The sequence below is a fragment of the Lentzea albida genome (assembly GCF_900111005.1).
Classification (GTDB): Bacteria; Actinomycetota; Actinomycetes; order Mycobacteriales; family Pseudonocardiaceae; genus Lentzea; species Lentzea albida.
In genome coordinates this window covers 451802-468994 of the sequence record NZ_FOFV01000002.1, presented here as the reverse complement: position 1 = coordinate 468994, position 17193 = coordinate 451802, and the positions used below count along the sequence as shown (strand labels likewise).

The window sequence follows — 17193 nt, the reverse complement described above, 5'->3', positions numbered from 1 at the left end:
ATCCTTGCACGAACGTCAAGGTGGTCGATTCGTGTGAATTGGGCGGGCGTTTCTTCCGTTCAACGGAACGTCTCTTGTCGTGCCTTCGGCCGCTCTGGTACCCGCTCCAAGACTTCAGGCGGAGTGCAGCGGTTGTTCAACGTCCAGCCCGCTTGGAATCGGCAGGCTGACGACATGACTGAGAACGCCACTCCCGCGCTGGGGCGCCGCACGGTGTTGCAGGCCGCTTTCGCGGCACCGGCCGTGGCCGCGCTGGCCGGAGCACCGGTCGCGCAGGCCGCGCCCGCCGCGGACGACTCGCGGTTCACCATCGCCGTGCTGCCCGACACGCAGTACCTCCTCGACGAGGGCGGCTCGGACCCCGAACCCGTGCGGGAGGCGTTGCGGTCGCTCGCGAAACGGCGCCGCGAGGCGAACATCGTCTTCATGGCTCACCTCGGTGACGTCACCGAGCACGGCACCGAACGCGAGATGCGGCTCGCCGACTCGGTCTTCGACTCCATCGGGAACCAGGTGCCGTACAGCGTGCTGGCCGGCAACCACGACGTGTCCGGCGACGACCAGCGCGGCCCCACGCCGTACTCGCGGGTGTTCGGCCCCGAGCGGTTCCAGCGGATGAAGACGTTCGGCGGCTTCGCACCCGGCGGCTACAACAGCTTCCACGTCATCACCGCGGGCGGCCGGCAGTGGCTGCTGCTGGCGCTGGACTGGCGCGTGTCGGACAAGGGAATCCAGTGGGCGCAGGGGGTTCTCGACGAACACCGCGCCCTGCCCACCGTTCTCACCACCCACGACCTCGTCGGCGGCTCGCCGGAGGCCGCGTTGTCCGAGCACGGGAAACGCCTGTGGGACAACCTGATCCGCCGCAACGACCAGATCTTCCTGACGCTCAACGGCCACTACTGGCCGTCGGGCCGGGTCACGCTCACCAACGACGCCGGCAACCCCGTGCACCTGCACATCACGAACTACCAGGAGCGCTACTACGGCGGCGCGGGCATGGTCCGCTTCTACTCGTTCGACCTGGCGCGCAACGTGATCGACGTCGAGACGTTCTCGCCGTGGCTGCTGACCCACCGCGACACGCTCCCGGAGGCCGAGACGGCCGAGCTCAGCGGTGAGCTCGACAGGTTCACCGTCGAGATCGACTTCCGGCGGCGCTTCGCCGGGTTCGCCCCGCCCGCGCTGCCCGCGTCCCGCCCCGCGCGCGCCGTGCTGGTCCGCGGCACCGCCGCGTACTGGCGGTTCGACCGGGAGGGCCTTCCCTCCGCCGCGGCCGGTCCCGTGGCGCCCGGTGTCGTCGCCCGCGACCTGACCGGCAACGGCAACGACCTCACCGTCGAGCACCTGCACGCGAGCGCGCCCGACGTCCTGACGTGGTCCACCGACCACCACGACACCCAGCCCGCCCACGCCAGCCTCACCTTCGCGGGCGGCAAGGCCCCCGACCGCGGCGCGGTCCTGCGCACCGCCGGCAACGCCCCGCTCAACAGCCAGAAGTTCGAGTCCGGCTACACCATCGAGACGTTCCTGAAGCTCCCCAGCCCGTTCACCGGCGACCACGCCTTCATGGGCGTGCTGAGCTGGGAGGGCCGCGCGGGCGACGCCGGCAAGCACAGCGGCTGGTCCGACGACGAACCGACGTGCAGCCTCAACGTCTCCGGCGAGCGCTTCCTGCAGTTCGTCGTCTACCCGGTGCCGGTCGACGCCGACCCCACCTCCTGGAGCCACGCCATCCCGGTCGGCCGCTGGACCCACGTCGCGATCGTCAACGACGGCCGCCGCACCACCACGTACGTCGACGGCGCGAAGATCGCCCGCAACGCGGCCGGGGAGTCCCGCGGCATCACCACCCAGGGCAGGCCGTTCGTCCTCGGTGCCACCCAGTTCGCCCTGCGCTACGGCCAGGGCTTCTACGGCTCCCTCGGCGACACCCGGATCGTGGCCAGGGCCCTGCGCCCCTCGGAGTTCCTCACCGCACGGGGCTGACAGCGCACTATGGTCTCTGCCATAGTGCAGATCCAAGCGAGGAGGTGCGGTGGTCGAGCAGGGCAGGCGGGGCACCAAGCAGCGGATGCTGGACAGCGCTGTGCTGCTGCTGCGCGAACGCGGCGCCGCCGGGGTCACGGTCGACGCCGTGCTGGCCCACAGCGGCGCGCCGCGGGGATCCGTCTACCACCACTTCCCCGGAGGCCGGAACGAGATGGTGCTGGGCGCCGTCCGCCTGGCGGGCGACTACATCTCCGCGATGGTCGCCGAGGCGGCGGCCGAGGGGGACGTGCGCCTGATGGTCGAACGCCTCGTCGCCTTCTGGAAGCGGTCGCTGACCAAGACCGACTACCGGGCGGGATGTCCCGCCGCGGCGATGGCGATGGACGGCCGTGACGTCGTCCCCGACGCCGCCGACGTGGTGCGGGACATCTTCGCCCAGTGGCAGGACGGGATCGCGAACGCGTTGTCCGCCAACGGCTTCGAGGCGTCACGCGCGCAGCGGCTGGCCACGCTGGTCGTGTCCGCGGTCGAAGGGGCGATCATCCTCTGCCGCGCGCACCGCGACCTCGGGCCGCTCGACGACGTCCTCGCGGAGATCACACCCTTGCTGGAGCGACCGAACTAGGGAGCCGACCGTGTGGAAACCCAGCGCCTGCATCCTCTGCGAGTGCAACTGCGGGATCGAGGTCCTCGTCGGCGAGGACGGCCGGTCGTTCGACAAGATCCGCGGGGACAAGCTCCACCCCGCGTCGGCCGGCTACACCTGCAACAAGGCGCTGCGCCTCGGCCTGCACCAGAACGGCGACACCGGCCGGATCACGCATCCGTTGCGCCGCAAGGCGGACGGGACGTTCGAGGAGATCGGCTGGGACACCGCGATCAGCGAGATCGCGGCCCGGCTCGGTGAGGTCCGCGACGCGTTCGGCGGCGAGACGATCTTCTACTACGGCGGCGGCGGTCAGGGAAACCACCTCGGCGGCGCGTACTCGCCCGCCACGCTCGCGGCGTTCGGCGCCAAATACCGGTCCTCGGCCCTCGCGCAGGAGAAGACCGGTGAGTTCTGGGTCAGCGCCCGCCTGCTCGGCAACATGACCCGCGCGGACTTCGAGCACTGCGAGGTCGCGCTGTTCGTCGGCAAGAACCCCTACCAGTCGCACGGCTTCCCGCGCGCCAGGTCCGTGCTGAAGGAGATCGCGAAGGACCCCGCGCGGTCGATGGTCGTGATCGACCCGGTGCGGACCGAGACCGCCGAGCTCGCCGACTTCCACCTCCAGGTGCGGCCCGGCACCGACCTCTACCTGCTGACCGCGCTGGCCGCCGTGCTCGTGCAGGAGGACCTGGTCGCCGCGGACTGGCTCGCCGAGCACGCGGACGGCCTCGACGCCGTGACCGCCGTGCTGCGGCAGGTGCCGGTGGGCGAGTACTGCGCCGTCGCCGACGTGGAGGAGTCGCTGGTGCGGGCGGTCGCCGCCCGGATCGCCGCCGCGGACTCGGTCGCGGTGTTCGAGGACCTGGGCGTCCAGATGAACCGCGACTCCACGCTGGTGAGCTACGTCGAGAAGCTCGTCTGGCTGCTCACCGGCAACTTCGGCGAGAAGGGCACCCAGTACGTGCCCTCCAGCCTCGTGCCGCTCGGCCGCGACCGCGGGCACGCCACCGGTGAAGGCCCGCGCAGCCCGGTCGCCGGTGCGCCGATCATCAGTGGTCTCGTGCCGTGCAACGTGATCGCCGAGGAGATCCTCACCGACCACCCGGCTCGCTACCGGGCGATGCTGGTCGAGAGCGCGAACCCGGCGCACTCGCTGGCCGACTCGGCGCGGATGCGGGAGGCGCTCGCCGCGCTGGAACTCGTGGTCGTCATCGACGTCGCGATGACCGAGACCGCGCGCCTGGCCGACTACGTGCTGCCCGCGCCGACGCAGTTCGAGAAGTTCGAGGCCACGTTCTTCAACTTCGACTTCCCGCGCAACGTCTTCCACCTGCGGCACCCGGTCGTGCCCGCACCGGAGGGCGTGCTGCCGGAACCGGAGATCCACGCGAGGCTGGTCGAGGCCTCCGGCGCGCTCACCGAAGCCGACTACGCCCCGTTGCGCGCGGCGGCCGCCGCCGGACGCACCGAGTTCGCGCAGGCGTTCCTGGGAGCGCTGGCGGATCCGGCGAAGAGGCGGCTCGCGTCCGTCCTGCTGTACCGCACGCTCGGCCCGACGCTGCCGCACGACGCCTCGGCGGCCGCGGTGCTGTGGATGGCCGCGCACGAGTGCGCCCGCAAGAACCCCGCCGGGGTCGAGAAGGCCGGCTACGGAACCGGTCCGCAGGCGGGGGAGAGGCTCTTCGAGGCCATCGTCGAGGGCTCGCACGGCGTGCACATCACCGACGACGAGTACGGCGAGTCCTGGCAGCGGGTACGGGGCGGCCGGATCAACCTGGACGTGCCGGAACTGCTGGCCGCGGTGGCAGCGCTGGGCGACAGGCCCGCGCCGGCCGCGGACCCGGAGTGGCCGTTCGTGCTCTCCGCCGGGGAACGCCGCGCCTTCACCGCCAACACGATCATGCGCGATCCGACCTGGCGGCGGCGCGACCAGGAGGGCCGCCTGCGCATGAGCGTCGCGGACGCGGCGAGGCTCGGCGTCACGACCGGCGACCTGGTCAGGATCACCACCCGCCGCGGCAGCGTGGAGGTGTCCGTGGACACGACCGACACCATGCGCTCCGGCCACGTCTCGCTGCCCAACGGCTTCGGGCTCACGGTCCGGGAGCGCACGGGCGTCGCGCCCAACGAGCTCACCGCCGCCGAGGACCGCGACGAGTGGGCGGGCACCCCGTGGCACAAGCACGTGCCGGCCCGGCTCGACCCGCTCGGATGAGGTCTACCGTGTCCGGATGAGTCGGGCTCCGAGGAGACGGTCGGTCGTGGTGGCGAAGCTCGAGGCCGACCGCGGTGGCAGTGCGCAGGCGGCCATCCTCGCCGAGCTGCGGCGGTGCCTGCTCGACGGCGTGCCGCCGGGCAGCGCCATCCCCGTCGACGAGGTGGCGGCGGTGTTCGGGGTGAGCCGGATCCCGGTGCGGGAGGCGCTCAAGACGTTGATCGGCGAGGGCCTGGTCGAGCACCGGCCCAACTTCGGTTACACGGTCGCGAAGCTGACCCCCGAGGAGCTGCACGAGCTGTACGTCGTGCGGGGTGTGCTCGAAGCCGCCGCGCTGGGGGCCGCGGTCTCCCGTGCGCGCCTCGAGCACGACGAACAGGCTCGCGCCGCGCACACCGCGCTGGCCGACGCGCAGGCGGCCGGGGACGTGCGGGCGTACCACAGGGAGAGCCGCCGGTTCCACCTCGCGCTGGTCCGGCCGAGCGGCATGAAGCGGCTGCTCGACATGTTCGAGTCGGCCTGGAACCTCACCGAACCGTTGCAGCCCATGGCACACGTGCCCGACGAGGAACGCAGGGCGCTGCACGCCGACCACGAGGGCATGCTCGCCGCGTTCGTGGCACGCGACGCCGTCGCTCTGGTCGAGGCCGCCCGCGTCCACCACGAACGGCTGCGCTCGTCGCTGGCGGCCGTGCCGAGGGACACCGGCCTGTTCGCGGACGGGGAAGATATACGTTTCCCGTAGCAGCCGGGAAACAACTCCTCCCTACGGTGGCGACACCCCACCAGGCAGGAGTGCGGAGATGACAGCGACAGCGACGACCACGGAGAGCAAGCCCGCCTACGACCCCAGGCTGACCAACGCCGATCTGGCGCCGCTGGAGAAGCAGACCTGGGGCTCCTACAACATCTTCGCGTTCTGGATGTCGGACGTGCACAGCGTCGGCGGGTACGTCACCGCGGGCAGCCTCTTCCTGCTGGGCCTGAGCGGCTGGCAGGTCCTGGTGTCCCTGCTGGTGGGCATCGGGATCGTGTACTTCTTCTGCAACCTCGTCGCGAAGCCCAGCCAGCAGACCGGCGTGCCGTACCCGGTGATCTGCCGCAGCGTGTTCGGCGTCCTCGGCGCGAACGTGCCCGCCGTCATCCGCGGCCTGATCGCGGTGGCCTGGTACGGCATCCAGACCTACCTGGCGTCCGCGGCCCTGGACGTGGTGCTGCTCAAGCTCTTCCCGTCGTTGCTGCCGTACGCGGACGTGCAGCAGCACGGCTTCTTGGGGCTGTCGGCGCTCGGCTGGGCGTCGTTCACGGCGCTGTGGTTGTTGCAGGCGGCCGTGTTCTGGACGGGCATGGAGACGATCCGGCGGTTCATCGACTTCTGCGGACCCGCCGTCTACGTCGTGATGTTCCTGCTCGCGGGCTACCTGATCGCCCGGGCAGGCTGGGGCGCGATCGACTTCAACCTCGGCGACGTGAAGCACACCGGCTGGGCCTCGTTGCCGGTCATGTTCGGCGCCATCGCCCTGGTCGTCTCGTACTTCTCCGGCCCGATGCTGAACTTCGGCGACTTCTCCCGCTACGGCAAGTCGTTCGCGGCCGTCAAGCGCGGCAACCTGCTGGGCCTGCCGGTCAACTTCCTCGTGTTCGCCGTGCTGGTCGTCGTCACCGCCTCCCTGACCGTGCCGGTCTTCGGCGAGCTGCTGACCGATCCGGTCGCGACGGTCGCGCGCATCGACAGCACGTTCGCGATCGTGCTGGGAGCGCTGACGTTCAGCATCGCCACGATCGGCATCAACATCGTCGCGAACTTCATCTCGCCCGCGTTCGACTTCTCCAACGTCAACCCGCGCCGCATCAGCTGGCGCGCGGGCGGCATGATCGCCGCGGTCGGATCCGTGCTGATCACGCCGTGGAACCTCTACCACAACCCGGCCGTCATCCACTACACGCTGGAGACGCTGGGCGCGTTCATCGGCCCGCTGTTCGGCGTCCTGATCGCCGGGCACTACGTCGTGGCGCGGCAACGGGTCGACGTCGACGACCTGTTCACCATGTCCACCAGCGGGAAGTACTGGTACCGCAACGGGTACAACCCGAAGGCGATCGTCTCGACGGTGGTGGCCTCCCTCGTGGCGATGGTCCCGGTCCTGGTCCCCGCGCTGTCGGCCGCCGCTCCCTACAGCTGGTTCGTCGGCATGGCACTCGGCTTCGCGCTGTTCTCCCTGCTGTCCAAGGGAAACCGGTGAAGATCCACGTCGTCAACCCCAACACCAGCACGGCCATGACCGAGGCGATCGGCCGCGCCGCCTCCGCGATCGCCGGACCAGGAGTTCAGGTGCGGACCACGTGCCCGTCGATGGGACCGGCGTCGATCGAGAGCCACTACGACGAGGCGCTCAGCGTGCCGGGCCTGCTGTCCGAGATCGCGTCCTCCGAGGCCGACGGCCACGTGATCGCCTGCTTCGGCGATCCGGGCCTGGAGGCCGCCCGCGAACTGGTGGACGGTCCCGTGATCGGCATCGCGGAGGCGGCGATGCGCACCGCGGCCTTGGTGGGACGGGGGTTCAGCGTCGTCACGACACTGGACCGCACCCGAGGCCGGGCCTGGGACCTCGCCCACCGCTACGGCATGGCGGGGTTCTGCCGGGGCGTGTCGGCCTGCGACGTGCCGGTGCTGGAGGTGGAGGCCGCGGTGGACGCCGTGGTCGCCGCCTGCCGGGCGGCGGTGGCGGCGGACGGGTCGGACGTGGTCGTGCTCGGGTGCGCCGGCATGACGTCGCAACGCGCGGAGATCGAGCGACGGGTCGGTGTGCCCGTCGTGGACGGTGTGCAGGCGGCCGTGCTGCAGGTGGAGTCGTTGGTGCGCATGGGTTTGCGGACGAGCGCGGCGGGGGAGTTCGCCGCACCACCGCCCAAGCCCTACTCGGGGCTGCTGGAGGCGTTCGCGGTACCGGCACTGCGGAACGGACACCGGAGTGCCGGGTACTCGGCGGCGGAGAACCGCTGACCCCGCGACGAGAAACGGGTCCGCCACCGGTGCGGTGGCGGACCCGTGTGCCTAGACCGGTTCGAGCAGCGCGGAGATCCGGGCGACCCGCCCGTCCGCACCGAACTCGAAGTGCAGGTAGCGGCCGTTGACCTGGTAACGGTCGAAGCTCGGGCCGGTGCGTTCCGGGCTGCCCAGGAACGCCCTGACCTCGTCGCGGGTGGCGGTGGCGGAGAGCCCCTGCACCAGTTCGCCGGGACGCGGGTACACGCCGTAGGTCTCGTCCTCGGGATCCGGCTGGGTCCTCACCATCGCCGAGGCCAGGACGTCGTCTTCGAAGAGCAGCTCGGTGCCGGCGTCCTTGAAGACGAAGTACGTCGACTTCTCGCCGTCGAAGTCGTACTCGCTGACCTCCATCTGGGGGCCGACCAGGACGACCGCTTCGAGGATGCGGCTGTCACCCTGCCGGTGGCCCAGCACGTCCAGCAGCACGGTGATCTCACCGGAAACCGTCGTCATATGCCCTTCTTTCGGTTCGCAGCGCGCAACTCGTCCAAAGCCGCGTCGACGTCCTTGGCCGAGTAACCGTGAGCGAGGAGGTTCTTGCGGGTCGTAGCGTAGTCCCTGTTCGCGGCCTTGCTGAGGTCCGCCGCGTCGTCCTCGATCTGCTTCTTCGTGTTCTTGCCCCGGTAGGTGTCGCTCTTCGCGTGGACGTCCTTCGGGACCTCGATGGCGTTCGCCTTGTTGTGCAGGGCGTCGGCCTCCTGCCTCGTCAGCTTGCGGCCGAGCCGCTTCTCCTCGGCCTTCTTGAGCGCGGCCGACGACGGGATGTGGTCGTGCTCCAGGTTGTCACCGACCTTCTCCCGCTTCTTGAGGTTCGCGTAGGAGTCGACGTCGAGCGGCTGGACGTTGCCGCCCGCGGGGCGCTTCGCCGTCCGCAGCTTCGTGCCGATGGGGTTGAAGACCCCGGCGTTGGTGATGGTCCTGTTCTTCTTGGGCTTCTTGACCTTAGGCATTGAGCACCTGGCTGACGGCGAGGTCGATCGCCTGGTCGAGCAGGATCGAGGTGATCTCCTTGAAGATGGGGATCTCCAGCAGCGAGGCGCCGAACGTCGGCACCGCGGTGGCGATGGCCTGGGCGATCTGGACGGCGAGCATGGCCAGCTGCACGACCACGGCGATCTTGAGCGCGACCACGACACCCGCGCAGACGTAGAGGCCCGCACCGACCAGCGACGAGGCGGTGGCGCCGTCCTCGAGGTTCTTCTTCGGTGACTCGTCGTCGGCCCAGAACGCCTTGAAGCCGTCGATGGCCGCGCCGCTGTTCGCGCTCAGCACCTGCTGGGCGTGGCCGTCGGCGGTGGCCGCGGCGGGACCGAGGCGGTCGGCGAAGTCCGACCAGAGACCGCCGAGGTCGAAGAGCTTGCCCTCGTCGCTCTCGGGCCAGTTGAAGCCCAGGGTGTTGAGCAGGCCGGACAGCTCCGGCGGCAGCATCATGCCGGTGGTCATGCCAGCTCTCCCATCACCTGCTGGAGCGACTGCTGGTTGGCGGCCTCGACGGCCGTGTACTCGTCGGCCATGCCCTGCAGGGTGGTGCCGATCTCCGCGAGACCGTCGGCGTTGTCCTCGAACGACTCGAACGCGGCCTCGGAGACGATCTGGTAGATCGTGCCCAGCGCCGAGCCGAGCTCGTCGGCTCCGAACGCGCCGGTCAGCGCTTCGACCTGGCTGCGGAACGCGGCGATCTCCCCGGTCAGGGAGTCGCCGGTCCCCAGGATCTCCTTCGCGGATCCGCCGATCGCCTCGGCGGACACTTGCATCCCGGACATCGTTGTCACTCCCTAGTCGACGGTGCGCATGATCGAGGTGAGGTTCGTGGTGTAGGCGCGCAGGTGCTGCATGCTCTGCTCGCGGACCTTCTCGGCCTGTTCGCTGACCGCCTGCAACGCGGCGACGTCCAGCGCCGGCCTGTCCACCGCGGCGGCCTGGCGTTCCCAGTCGTCCATCGCGGTGTTGACCGCCTGGATCACCGACTGCGTCAACTGCGCGGACGGGTACTGCACCGCGACGACGGTCAGCGACAGGGTGTGGACCTGACCGCTGGTGACGGTGGCGTTGACCTCGTTGGCCTCGTCGCCGCCCTCACCGACGACCACCGGCGCCGGATCCGCCGACAGCGCCGCCTGCGTGGAGGCCACCACCCCCATCGCGTCCTGGAACAGGTGGTCGACGTACTGGGGCGTGCTGTCGCCGCGGATGCCGGTCTTCGCCATCGACGCCTCGAGCAGGCCCTGGATCCGGCGCAACGCCTCGCCGCCCTGGCGGGTGAAGTCCGCGAGCTGCTGCCCCAGCGCGGCCAGGTCGGGTCCCGGATCACCGGCACCGGGCGTGTCGATCAACGACTGCTCCAGCGCGGCGTTGACGGCGTCCCTCATCGCCTTCGACACGGCACCCGGCGGTTGCGTGAGCAGATCCGGGTGGACGTCGAGCCAGATGATCCGGCGGTCCCGCACCACGACGCTCACACCCGGTGCCGTGGCGACCGAGTCCTCGAGCTCGTACGGCTCCGGTGCCGGCGGCGCGTACCCCGCTCTCGCCAACGCCAGCCTGTGGTGCTGCTCAGCGAGCCGGGCCTCGTGGTCCTCGCCCTCGTCCTGCCTGTCACCCTCTGCCATGAAATACCTCCCTGCTGCGGAGAGTAGCAACAGGAACACGAAGAGATGACTCGAATGGCGGAATTCGAATCGTCGAACGGACCATTTGATACGGAGAGTAAATAGATCAGTAGTCGATTGACCTGAATGGGGAGTAGCTGAACCAGCCCAAACTCGTCCATCGGTGACGTGCGGGCACTGTGCCGTTCGAGGCCGGGCGCGACTTGTCCGGTGTGGTGCAGCGCGGTTGTCGCGATCGAGTCCACGACCGCGGCAACCGCGCACCAGCGTCAGCTCAGCGTCACCGCCGTGTCATCGACCACGAAGGACGTCTGCAGCGAGGCGTCCTCCACGCCGGTGAACTTGACGGTCACCGTCTGTCCCGCGAACGAGGACACGTCGAACGTCTTGAGGACGTAGCCCGAGGCCGCGTTCACGTTCGAGAGCGTCGTGAGGGTGGTGCTGCCCGCGGTGACGGTCAGCTTGTCGTAGACGGTGCTGCCTGTCTCCTTGGTGTCGATGTGGACGTAGAACGTCAGCGACGCCTTGCAGCCGGCGGGGATCGTCACCGACTGGGACAGCGAGTCGGTGTGCGAGGAGCCGTAGCCGTTCAGCCACGACGACCACGTGCCGGTGCGGGCCGGTTCGCCGTCGGCGCTGTGCTGGCCGATGACGCCCGAACTGGCGGTCCACGAGGTGGCGCCGGACTCGAAGCCCGGGTTGGCGAGCTTCTGGCCCGAGCAGGTCCCGCCGCTCGTGCCGACGGTCCAGCTGAACGACGCGGTGCCGCTCTTGTTCGCGCTGTCGGTGGCGGTCACCGTCACGTTCGACGTGGCGGCAGTGGTCGGGGTGCCGGAGATGGTGCCGTTGCCGGAGTTGATGGAGAGGCCGGCGGGCAGGCCGGTGGCGGACCAGGTGTACGGCGCGGTGCCGCCGCTCGCGGACAGCGGCAGCGACACGGCGGTGCCGATCGTGCTGGACTGGTTGCCGGGGTTGCTGATCGTCACGGTGCCGGTGGCGCTGCACGTCGGGTCGGCGGACTGGGCGGGCACGCTGATCGCGTCCCAGGCGGCCTTGACCGTGTTGAACTCCGCGCAGCTGCCGGGGTAGAGGTTCTTCGCGGCGGTCAGCGTCCAGGTGCGGTACTTCAGGTACGAGCTGCTGGAGGTCTTGAGCAGCATGGCGTGGTAGAAGATCTTGATGGCCTTCTCGACGCCGAGACCGGTGATCGTGGTGTTGTTGCACGTGGTGCTGGCCGGCTGGCCGTTGGACGGGTTCGTGCCCTGCGAGAGCAGGTAGAACCAGTGGTTGCCGGGGCCGGCGGCCGCGTGGACCTCGGTGTTCGGGATGGAGCTCGAGTAGCAGTTCGCGTGGTTGAGCGCGGACGGGTTGTACATGTTGCGGATCGGGCCGCGGCCGACGAGGTTGATCGTCTCGCCGACGAGGAAGTCGGGGGTGTCGTAGGGCGACGGCTCGTTCGCGAACCACTCGGTGGTGGCGCCGAAGACGTCCGCGACGAACTCCTGGGTGCCCGCGCCGGAGATGCCGCCCGGCGTGTGGTCGTCGATGCCGTGGCCGAGCTCGTGCGCGACGACGTCGATCGAGCCGATCCACTGGCCGGCGGAGTTCTTGCCGATCTGGACCTGGCTGCCGTCGTAGTAGGCGTTCTGGTCGTTCAGGCCGACGCGCATCGGCCAGCCGCCGCCGTTGCCGTCGAAACCGTTGCGGCCGAGCCACTGCGTGAGCATCTTCGACTCGGTCTGCGCGGCGAAGAGCACGTCGACGCAGCCGGTCTCGCGGTTGGTCTGGGTGCCGTTGCCCCACGTGTCGGTGGACTTGGTGAACGTGGTGTTGTTCGCCGCGTCCTGGCAGCTGACGTTGGTGAGGTTCGGGTCCTTCAGCGAGAACGTCGAACCGGACTGCGTCGTGGCGATGGTGACGGGGTTCGGGCCGTTCCAGCCGCTGGTGCCGGTGCCGTGCATCACGCGTTCCTGCTTGCGCAGCACCTTGCCGGTGGCGGCGTCGACGACCACGTCGAGCTTGCTCGGGCCCTCGGCGTCGCGGCCGGTGACCGTGACCTTCCACGCGAGCGCGGGAGCGGAGCCGAGCGCGTACACGACCTGTTCCGCGGTGCCCACGCCGTCCACAGTGGACAGCGTGGTCCGCGCGGTCGCCTCGGCCTGCGCCTTGGTGACGGAGGGAGTGGTGCTCGCCAGGTCGATCGTCCTGTCCTGGCTGACGGACGTCTGCAGGACCTGGCCGGTCGAGTTCGTGACGACGACGAAGTCGCCGCCCACGACCGGGATCCCCTTGTAGGTGCGGTCGTACGGGACGTACTTCAGGCCGTTCGTCGACGAGATGACGGCGTGCCGGGCGAACGCGTCGTTCGAGCCCGCGTGCAGCTGGGCCGGACGGCTCGCGACGAGGCTCGCGGCCGCGTCCACGGCCAGTGCCTCGGCGGTCGGTCCTGGTTGGGCGGCGGCGGTCTGCGCGCCGGTCTGGGTGAGGACGGCTGCGGCGAGTGAACCTGCCACGGCCAGCACGAAGGTGCGTCTCGCTTGCATTTTTCTCCTCGTTGCAGGGCGAGCCGACCGGCCCTCGGTTGCAGGGGGAGCCGGGCGTTCGTCGAGGTGAATGTGGTGGCGGAGCAGGGAAAGAATGAGTTCCCGGACGACCGTTAACAAGTACTAACTTATTCACACCAACAATTCGTGCGCATTTGTAGGACTTGCTGCCGTGTATTCCTTTGTCGCGCCCGATGGTCGATTTGCGCCGAGAAGTCTGGGGTGCTCAGAGGGCCGGCCGACATGGGAACGCTCTTGTTCGGAAGGTGCAGGCGAGCGGGACGACCCACGTCGGGTGTGGGGCCGGGCTCAACGTCCACGGCGGCACCGCGGCGGTGCGACGTCTCAGCCTCAGCTGAGCGCGGCCACCAGTTTCGCCGCCGTGGCGCGCACCGCCGGGGTGTCGTAGCGGTCGCACTCGGCCAGCGCCCGCACCCGCAGTGCGCGGGCCTGCGCCGGGTCGTCGGCGATGTCCGCCAGCCGGGCCAGGATCTCGACGCGGTGGTCGGACAGCCGTGCCTCGCCGAGTGCTGCCCGGAGTTGTGCGCGGGCCTCGGGGAAGCGGCCCGCGTCCATCAGGACCAGGCCGCGGTTGTGCTGCACGCGGGCGGTGCCGGCGGTGTTGGAGTGCTTGCGGAACAACGTCTCCGCCTCGTCGAGGAGGTCCAGCGCGGCGGGCACCTGGTCCGCGGCGGCGAGGGTGGTGGCCAGGCGGATCAGGAGCATGGAGAGGAGTTCGTCGTCGCCGCCTGCCTTGCGGTGCTGGTCCACGCTGCGCTGTTGCACCTCGACTGCTTCGGTGAGGTGGCCGGCGTTGTGGAGCATGAGGCCCAGCAGGGAGAGCGCCAGGTTCTCGCCGATCCCGTAGCCCGCCTGCTCGAAGAGGTCGACGGAGCGGCGGCCGAGCGCCACGGCCTTCTCCGGTTCGCCGACGCGACGGCGGATCGCCGAGCCGTAGTAGTGGGTCCAGGCCTCGGTGAGAGTGTCGTCGATCGGCACCGCTGCGGCTTGTTCGTGCACGGCAAGGGCTTCGTGGGGGCGGCCGCACAACGCGTAGAGCGCCCAGGAGAGGTAGTTCAGCTGGGCGGCGGTGGCTTTCGCGTCGCCCGACCGGCGGGCGGCGTGGGCGCCGGCGGAGAAGACCTCGCGCCACAGGTCGCCCACGCCGTGCATGTCCGAGTACCAGTGCATGGCCTGGGCAACCGCGAGGACGCGGTCGTGCTCGCCCGCCTCCAGGGCGTCCCGCAACGCCGCGCGCCAGTTCTCCAGTTCCCGCTCCAGCCAGCGGTCGGAAGACTCCCTGTCGTGCACCGGTCCCAGGCGTTCGGCGGGCTCGTCGTGGTCGAAGAAGAGGGCCGCCCTGGTGGCGACGTCGAGGAGCCAGTGGCGCAAACGTGTGCGTGCTTCGTCGACCGCGGCGGGATCCTCGTCCAGTCCCAGGCGCTCGGTGGCGAAGACGTGCAGCAGGTCGTGACGCGTGTAGCGGCCGGGGACGTCGCTGATGCCCAGCAACGAGGCGTCGGCCAGTTCGTCCAGGGCCTCGGGGGCGTCCGGGGTGAGGACGGAGGCCAGGGAGGTGCTCACGTCCGGTCCCGGCACCAGGGCGAGCCTGCGGAACAGGGCGGCAGCGGCCGGGCTGAGCTGGTGGTAGGAGATCTCGAACGCCGTCCGGACTTCGAGATCGCCCGCGCGCAGCACGGACAGGCGGCGACCCTCGTCCTCCAGTTGCCCGGCGAGGTGTCCGACCGTCCACTGAGGCCTGCTCGTCAGGCGGTTGCCCGCGATGAGCAACGCGAGCGGCATGCCCCCGCACAGCTCCGCGACCCGCAGGGCCGCCTCCGGTTCGGCGTCGAGTCGCCCGGAGCCCGTCACCGTGCGGAGCAGGTCCAAGGAATGGTTGAGCGGCAACAACTCCAGCGCGAGGCGGTGCCGGACGTCCAGGCCTGCCAGCGTCCTGCGGCTGGTCAGCAGCACGAGGGTGCCGGGGCTGGAAGAGAGCAGCGGGCGGACCTGGGCCTCGTTCGCCGCGTTGTCCAGCACCAGCAGGACGGTGCGGTCCCGGAGCTGTGAGCGGTAGAGCGACAGCCTGTCGTCCGGGTCGGACGGGATCTGGCGCTCGTCCACGCCGAACGAGCGCAGCAGCCGGTGCGCGGCCCTGTCCGGGGTCAGCGGTTCGTGGTCGGTGCCGCGCAGGTCGAGGAACACGCAGCCGTCGGTGAACCGCGGGCCGAGCCGGTGGCCCGCGTCGACGGCGAGTGCGGTCTTGCCCGAGCCGGGCGCGCCGTGGACCACCGCGATCCGCAGCCGGGACGACGAGGCGGCGTCCGCGGCGAACCCGTCCAGCAGCTCCTTCTCGCCGTCGCGGCCGGTGAGCTCGACCAGCACCGGCGGCAGTGAGCAGGACGCCACGGCGAACGGTGTCGCAGGCCGTTCCCGGACGGCGACGACGCGGCTGGCGCGGGCGAGCGCGGTGAACTCGGCCGCCTCCTCGTCGCGCAGGCCGAGACCGGTGAGGAGGAGTTGCACGGTGCGGAACTGGGGACTGAGCGTGCGGCCGCGTTCCATGTCGCTGATCGCCCGTGTGCTCAGGCCTGTGCGTTCGGCGAGCTCCTCCTGCGTCAGCGGGATCCGCGACCGGTAGAAGCGGAGGAAGTCCCCGAAAGCGGTCGTGCTCATTGCGCCCCCTCGTCGTTCCAACTGCATTATGCGGCTGGAACGACGAGGGGGCCGCGGCGATCAGGCGGGCGACACGTCCGTCACCTCGACCTGCGAGCCCCGCAGCGACTGCCCGTCCGGCCAGCCGACCGTGGTCGTGTGGCCGCCCTCGGCCGGCAGGTTCAGGGTGACGACGTCCGGCAGGAACGACTCCGGCTCCTGCGAGGACATCAGGATCCGCGACTCGGCGGCCTTGCCGGGCCGGACGTTCACCGGTGCGGGGTCGCCGTTCGGGTTGTCCGGTACGACGGTGATGCCGCTGCCGTCGCCCTCGCCGTGACCGCTGCCCTTGGTGAACGTGACGCCGGTCGGCACGCCCTGCAGCTTGCAGTTCGTGTCGGGGCCGGCCGCCTCGTAGTGCAGGACGAACGCCTCCTGGCCCGCGGACGAGTACGGGTCCTTCGTCACCGAGACGACGAGGTCCGCGACGTCGCACGGCTGATCGGACGGGTTGGCCGACGCGGTGCCGGCGGCGAGGGGCAGAACGGCCGCCGCGAGCAACGCGGTGACGCCGAGCCCCGCGGCCGACCTGTGCTTGATGTTCATCGTCAATCCTTCCCTGTGTCGTCAGAGGTCGTTCGCGCTGGTGTACAACGCTTCGACGGCCTCGGAGAACGCGGCTTCGCTGAGGTCGGTCGTGACCAGGTCGCCGTTCACCGTGCCGCGACTGGTGACCGAGAAGATCGTTCCCCTGCCCGTGGCCGGGTCGACACCGCGCAACCACGGCCCACCGCTGGAACCACCGGCGAGATCGCAGTCCGTCTCCCACGTGGACAGGACCGAGTTGACCTCCAGCGTCGCCGGGCGCTCGCACGACAGCAATGCCTCGCCCCGCGCGAGCTCCGACACCGGATACCCCAGCGTGATCGTTTCAACCGGTGGTCCAACGGTGTCGAACGACACGTCCTGGGATCCGGCCACGTCCTGGACGTGCTTGCCGCCCACCGGGTCCAGTGCGATCACCGCGTCGTCGTCCAGGCCGCTGGACGGCTCGGTGTAGGTGTCGGACCAGGCGAAGGCGCGTGCCGCGAACACGCCGTGCGGCTGCGCTCCGCGGTCGTAGCCGGGCACGAACACCACGTTCAGGACCTTGATCGGGTCGTCCCACCGGTCGAGGCCGCCGTTGACGCAGTGCCCGGCCGTCAGCACCACGTCCTCGGTCGCGCTCGGCACCACCGTCGCGGTGCAGGAGTGGTCCTCGCCGAGGGAGTTCGACAGGAACAACCTGCCGACGCCCGGCGCCGTGCCCTCGTAGGGCTTCGAGATCTGCTCGGCGGGCGGGAGATCGCCGTCGCCGACGGCTTTCATCCGTTCCGGTGTCCAGTGGGCCAGAGCAGCGGTTCGGTCCGATTCGGACACCTTCGTCACCACCTGGCCGGGTCATGACCGGGTGACGTTCCACAAAGGACCGGAGTTGCACG

General features: G+C 70.1%; 15 protein-coding genes. 6 read left to right on the top strand and 9 right to left on the bottom strand.

Annotated elements, in window-relative coordinates:
* Positions 1–174: 174 nt before the first annotated feature.
* From BMY74_RS07650 to BMY74_RS07625, 6 genes are read left to right on the top strand one after another with little or no spacing between them, the layout of a single operon-like run.
* A complete protein-coding gene (locus tag BMY74_RS07650) occupies positions 175–1989 on the top strand; it encodes a LamG-like jellyroll fold domain-containing protein (RefSeq protein ID WP_089911748.1) in 1815 nt (604 codons plus the stop codon).
* Positions 1990–2038: 49 nt separating this feature from the next.
* Positions 2039–2617, top strand: coding sequence for a TetR/AcrR family transcriptional regulator (locus BMY74_RS07645; RefSeq protein WP_245785962.1), 579 nt, complete (start codon positions 2039–2041; stop codon positions 2615–2617).
* A gap of 10 nt (positions 2618–2627) precedes the next feature.
* Complete coding sequence (locus tag BMY74_RS07640) at positions 2628–4856, top strand: molybdopterin-dependent oxidoreductase (RefSeq protein ID WP_089911744.1); 2229 nt, start codon at positions 2628–2630, stop codon at positions 4854–4856.
* Between the two features lie 16 nt (positions 4857–4872).
* Positions 4873–5601 (top strand): GntR family transcriptional regulator, encoded by a 729-nt coding sequence (locus BMY74_RS07635; protein WP_089911741.1) that lies wholly within the window; start codon positions 4873–4875, stop codon positions 5599–5601.
* A gap of 58 nt (positions 5602–5659) precedes the next feature.
* Positions 5660–7099, top strand: coding sequence for an NCS1 family nucleobase:cation symporter-1 (locus BMY74_RS07630; RefSeq protein ID WP_089911737.1), 1440 nt, complete (start codon positions 5660–5662; stop codon positions 7097–7099).
* The gene (locus tag BMY74_RS07625) at positions 7096–7860 is read left to right on the top strand and encodes an aspartate/glutamate racemase family protein (RefSeq protein ID WP_089911734.1); all 765 of its coding nucleotides are present in this window, start codon (positions 7096–7098) and stop codon (positions 7858–7860) included. Before BMY74_RS07630 ends, BMY74_RS07625 begins: the two co-directional genes overlap by 4 nt.
* A 51-nt stretch (positions 7861–7911) precedes the next feature.
* On the opposite strand, the gene BMY74_RS07620 is transcribed toward BMY74_RS07625, so the two are convergent.
* From BMY74_RS07620 to BMY74_RS07580, 9 genes are all read right to left on the bottom strand, one after another.
* Positions 7912–8358 (bottom strand): hypothetical protein, encoded by a 447-nt coding sequence (locus BMY74_RS07620; protein ID WP_089911731.1) that lies wholly within the window; start codon positions 8356–8358, stop codon positions 7912–7914.
* Positions 8355–8855 (bottom strand): hypothetical protein, encoded by a 501-nt coding sequence (locus tag BMY74_RS07615; protein ID WP_089911729.1) that lies wholly within the window; start codon positions 8853–8855, stop codon positions 8355–8357. The genes BMY74_RS07620 and BMY74_RS07615 overlap by 4 nt, the downstream gene beginning before the upstream one ends.
* Positions 8848–9348 (bottom strand): WXG100-like domain-containing protein, encoded by a 501-nt coding sequence (locus BMY74_RS07610; RefSeq protein ID WP_089911726.1) that lies wholly within the window; start codon positions 9346–9348, stop codon positions 8848–8850. Before BMY74_RS07610 ends, BMY74_RS07615 begins: the two co-directional genes overlap by 8 nt.
* The gene (locus BMY74_RS07605) at positions 9345–9668 is read right to left on the bottom strand and encodes a hypothetical protein (RefSeq protein ID WP_143091478.1); all 324 of its coding nucleotides are present in this window, start codon (positions 9666–9668) and stop codon (positions 9345–9347) included. The genes BMY74_RS07610 and BMY74_RS07605 overlap by 4 nt, the downstream gene beginning before the upstream one ends.
* A 12-nt stretch (positions 9669–9680) precedes the next feature.
* Positions 9681–10514, bottom strand: coding sequence for a hypothetical protein (locus tag BMY74_RS07600; RefSeq protein WP_089911719.1), 834 nt, complete (start codon positions 10512–10514; stop codon positions 9681–9683).
* A 269-nt stretch (positions 10515–10783) separates the two neighbouring features.
* Entirely contained in the window at positions 10784–13057 is a 2274-nt protein-coding gene (locus tag BMY74_RS07595) for a M4 family metallopeptidase (protein WP_089911716.1), read from the bottom strand.
* Positions 13058–13408: 351 nt separating this feature from the next.
* Complete coding sequence (locus BMY74_RS07590) at positions 13409–15733, bottom strand: helix-turn-helix domain-containing protein (RefSeq protein WP_089911713.1); 2325 nt, start codon at positions 15731–15733, stop codon at positions 13409–13411.
* Positions 15734–15793: 60 nt separating this feature from the next.
* The gene (locus BMY74_RS07585; protein WP_089911708.1) at positions 15794–16318 is read right to left on the bottom strand and encodes a hypothetical protein; all 525 of its coding nucleotides are present in this window, start codon (positions 16316–16318) and stop codon (positions 15794–15796) included.
* Between the two features lie 21 nt (positions 16319–16339).
* A complete protein-coding gene (locus BMY74_RS07580; RefSeq protein ID WP_245785961.1) occupies positions 16340–17131 on the bottom strand; it encodes a trypsin-like serine peptidase in 792 nt (263 codons plus the stop codon).
* Positions 17132–17193: the final 62 nt, after the last annotated feature.

Coding starts and splice junctions, on each gene's coding strand:
- BMY74_RS07650 (WP_089911748.1), top strand. CDS start 175: ATGACTGAGAACGCCACTCCCGCGCTGGGGCGCCGCACGGTGTTGCAG.
- BMY74_RS07635 (WP_089911741.1), top strand. CDS start 4,873: ATGAGTCGGGCTCCGAGGAGACGGTCGGTCGTGGTGGCGAAGCTCGAG.
- BMY74_RS07630 (WP_089911737.1), top strand. CDS start 5,660: ATGACAGCGACAGCGACGACCACGGAGAGCAAGCCCGCCTACGACCCC.
- BMY74_RS07620 (WP_089911731.1), bottom strand. CDS start 8,358: ATGACGACGGTTTCCGGTGAGATCACCGTGCTGCTGGACGTGCTGGGC.
- BMY74_RS07615 (WP_089911729.1), bottom strand. CDS start 8,855: ATGCCTAAGGTCAAGAAGCCCAAGAAGAACAGGACCATCACCAACGCC.
- BMY74_RS07610 (WP_089911726.1), bottom strand. CDS start 9,348: ATGACCACCGGCATGATGCTGCCGCCGGAGCTGTCCGGCCTGCTCAAC.
- BMY74_RS07605 (WP_143091478.1), bottom strand. CDS start 9,668: ATGTCCGGGATGCAAGTGTCCGCCGAGGCGATCGGCGGATCCGCGAAG.
- BMY74_RS07600 (WP_089911719.1), bottom strand. CDS start 10,514: ATGGCAGAGGGTGACAGGCAGGACGAGGGCGAGGACCACGAGGCCCGG.
- BMY74_RS07595 (WP_089911716.1), bottom strand. CDS start 13,057: ATGCAAGCGAGACGCACCTTCGTGCTGGCCGTGGCAGGTTCACTCGCC.
- BMY74_RS07590 (WP_089911713.1), bottom strand. CDS start 15,733: ATGAGCACGACCGCTTTCGGGGACTTCCTCCGCTTCTACCGGTCGCGG.
- BMY74_RS07585 (WP_089911708.1), bottom strand. CDS start 16,318: ATGAACATCAAGCACAGGTCGGCCGCGGGGCTCGGCGTCACCGCGTTG.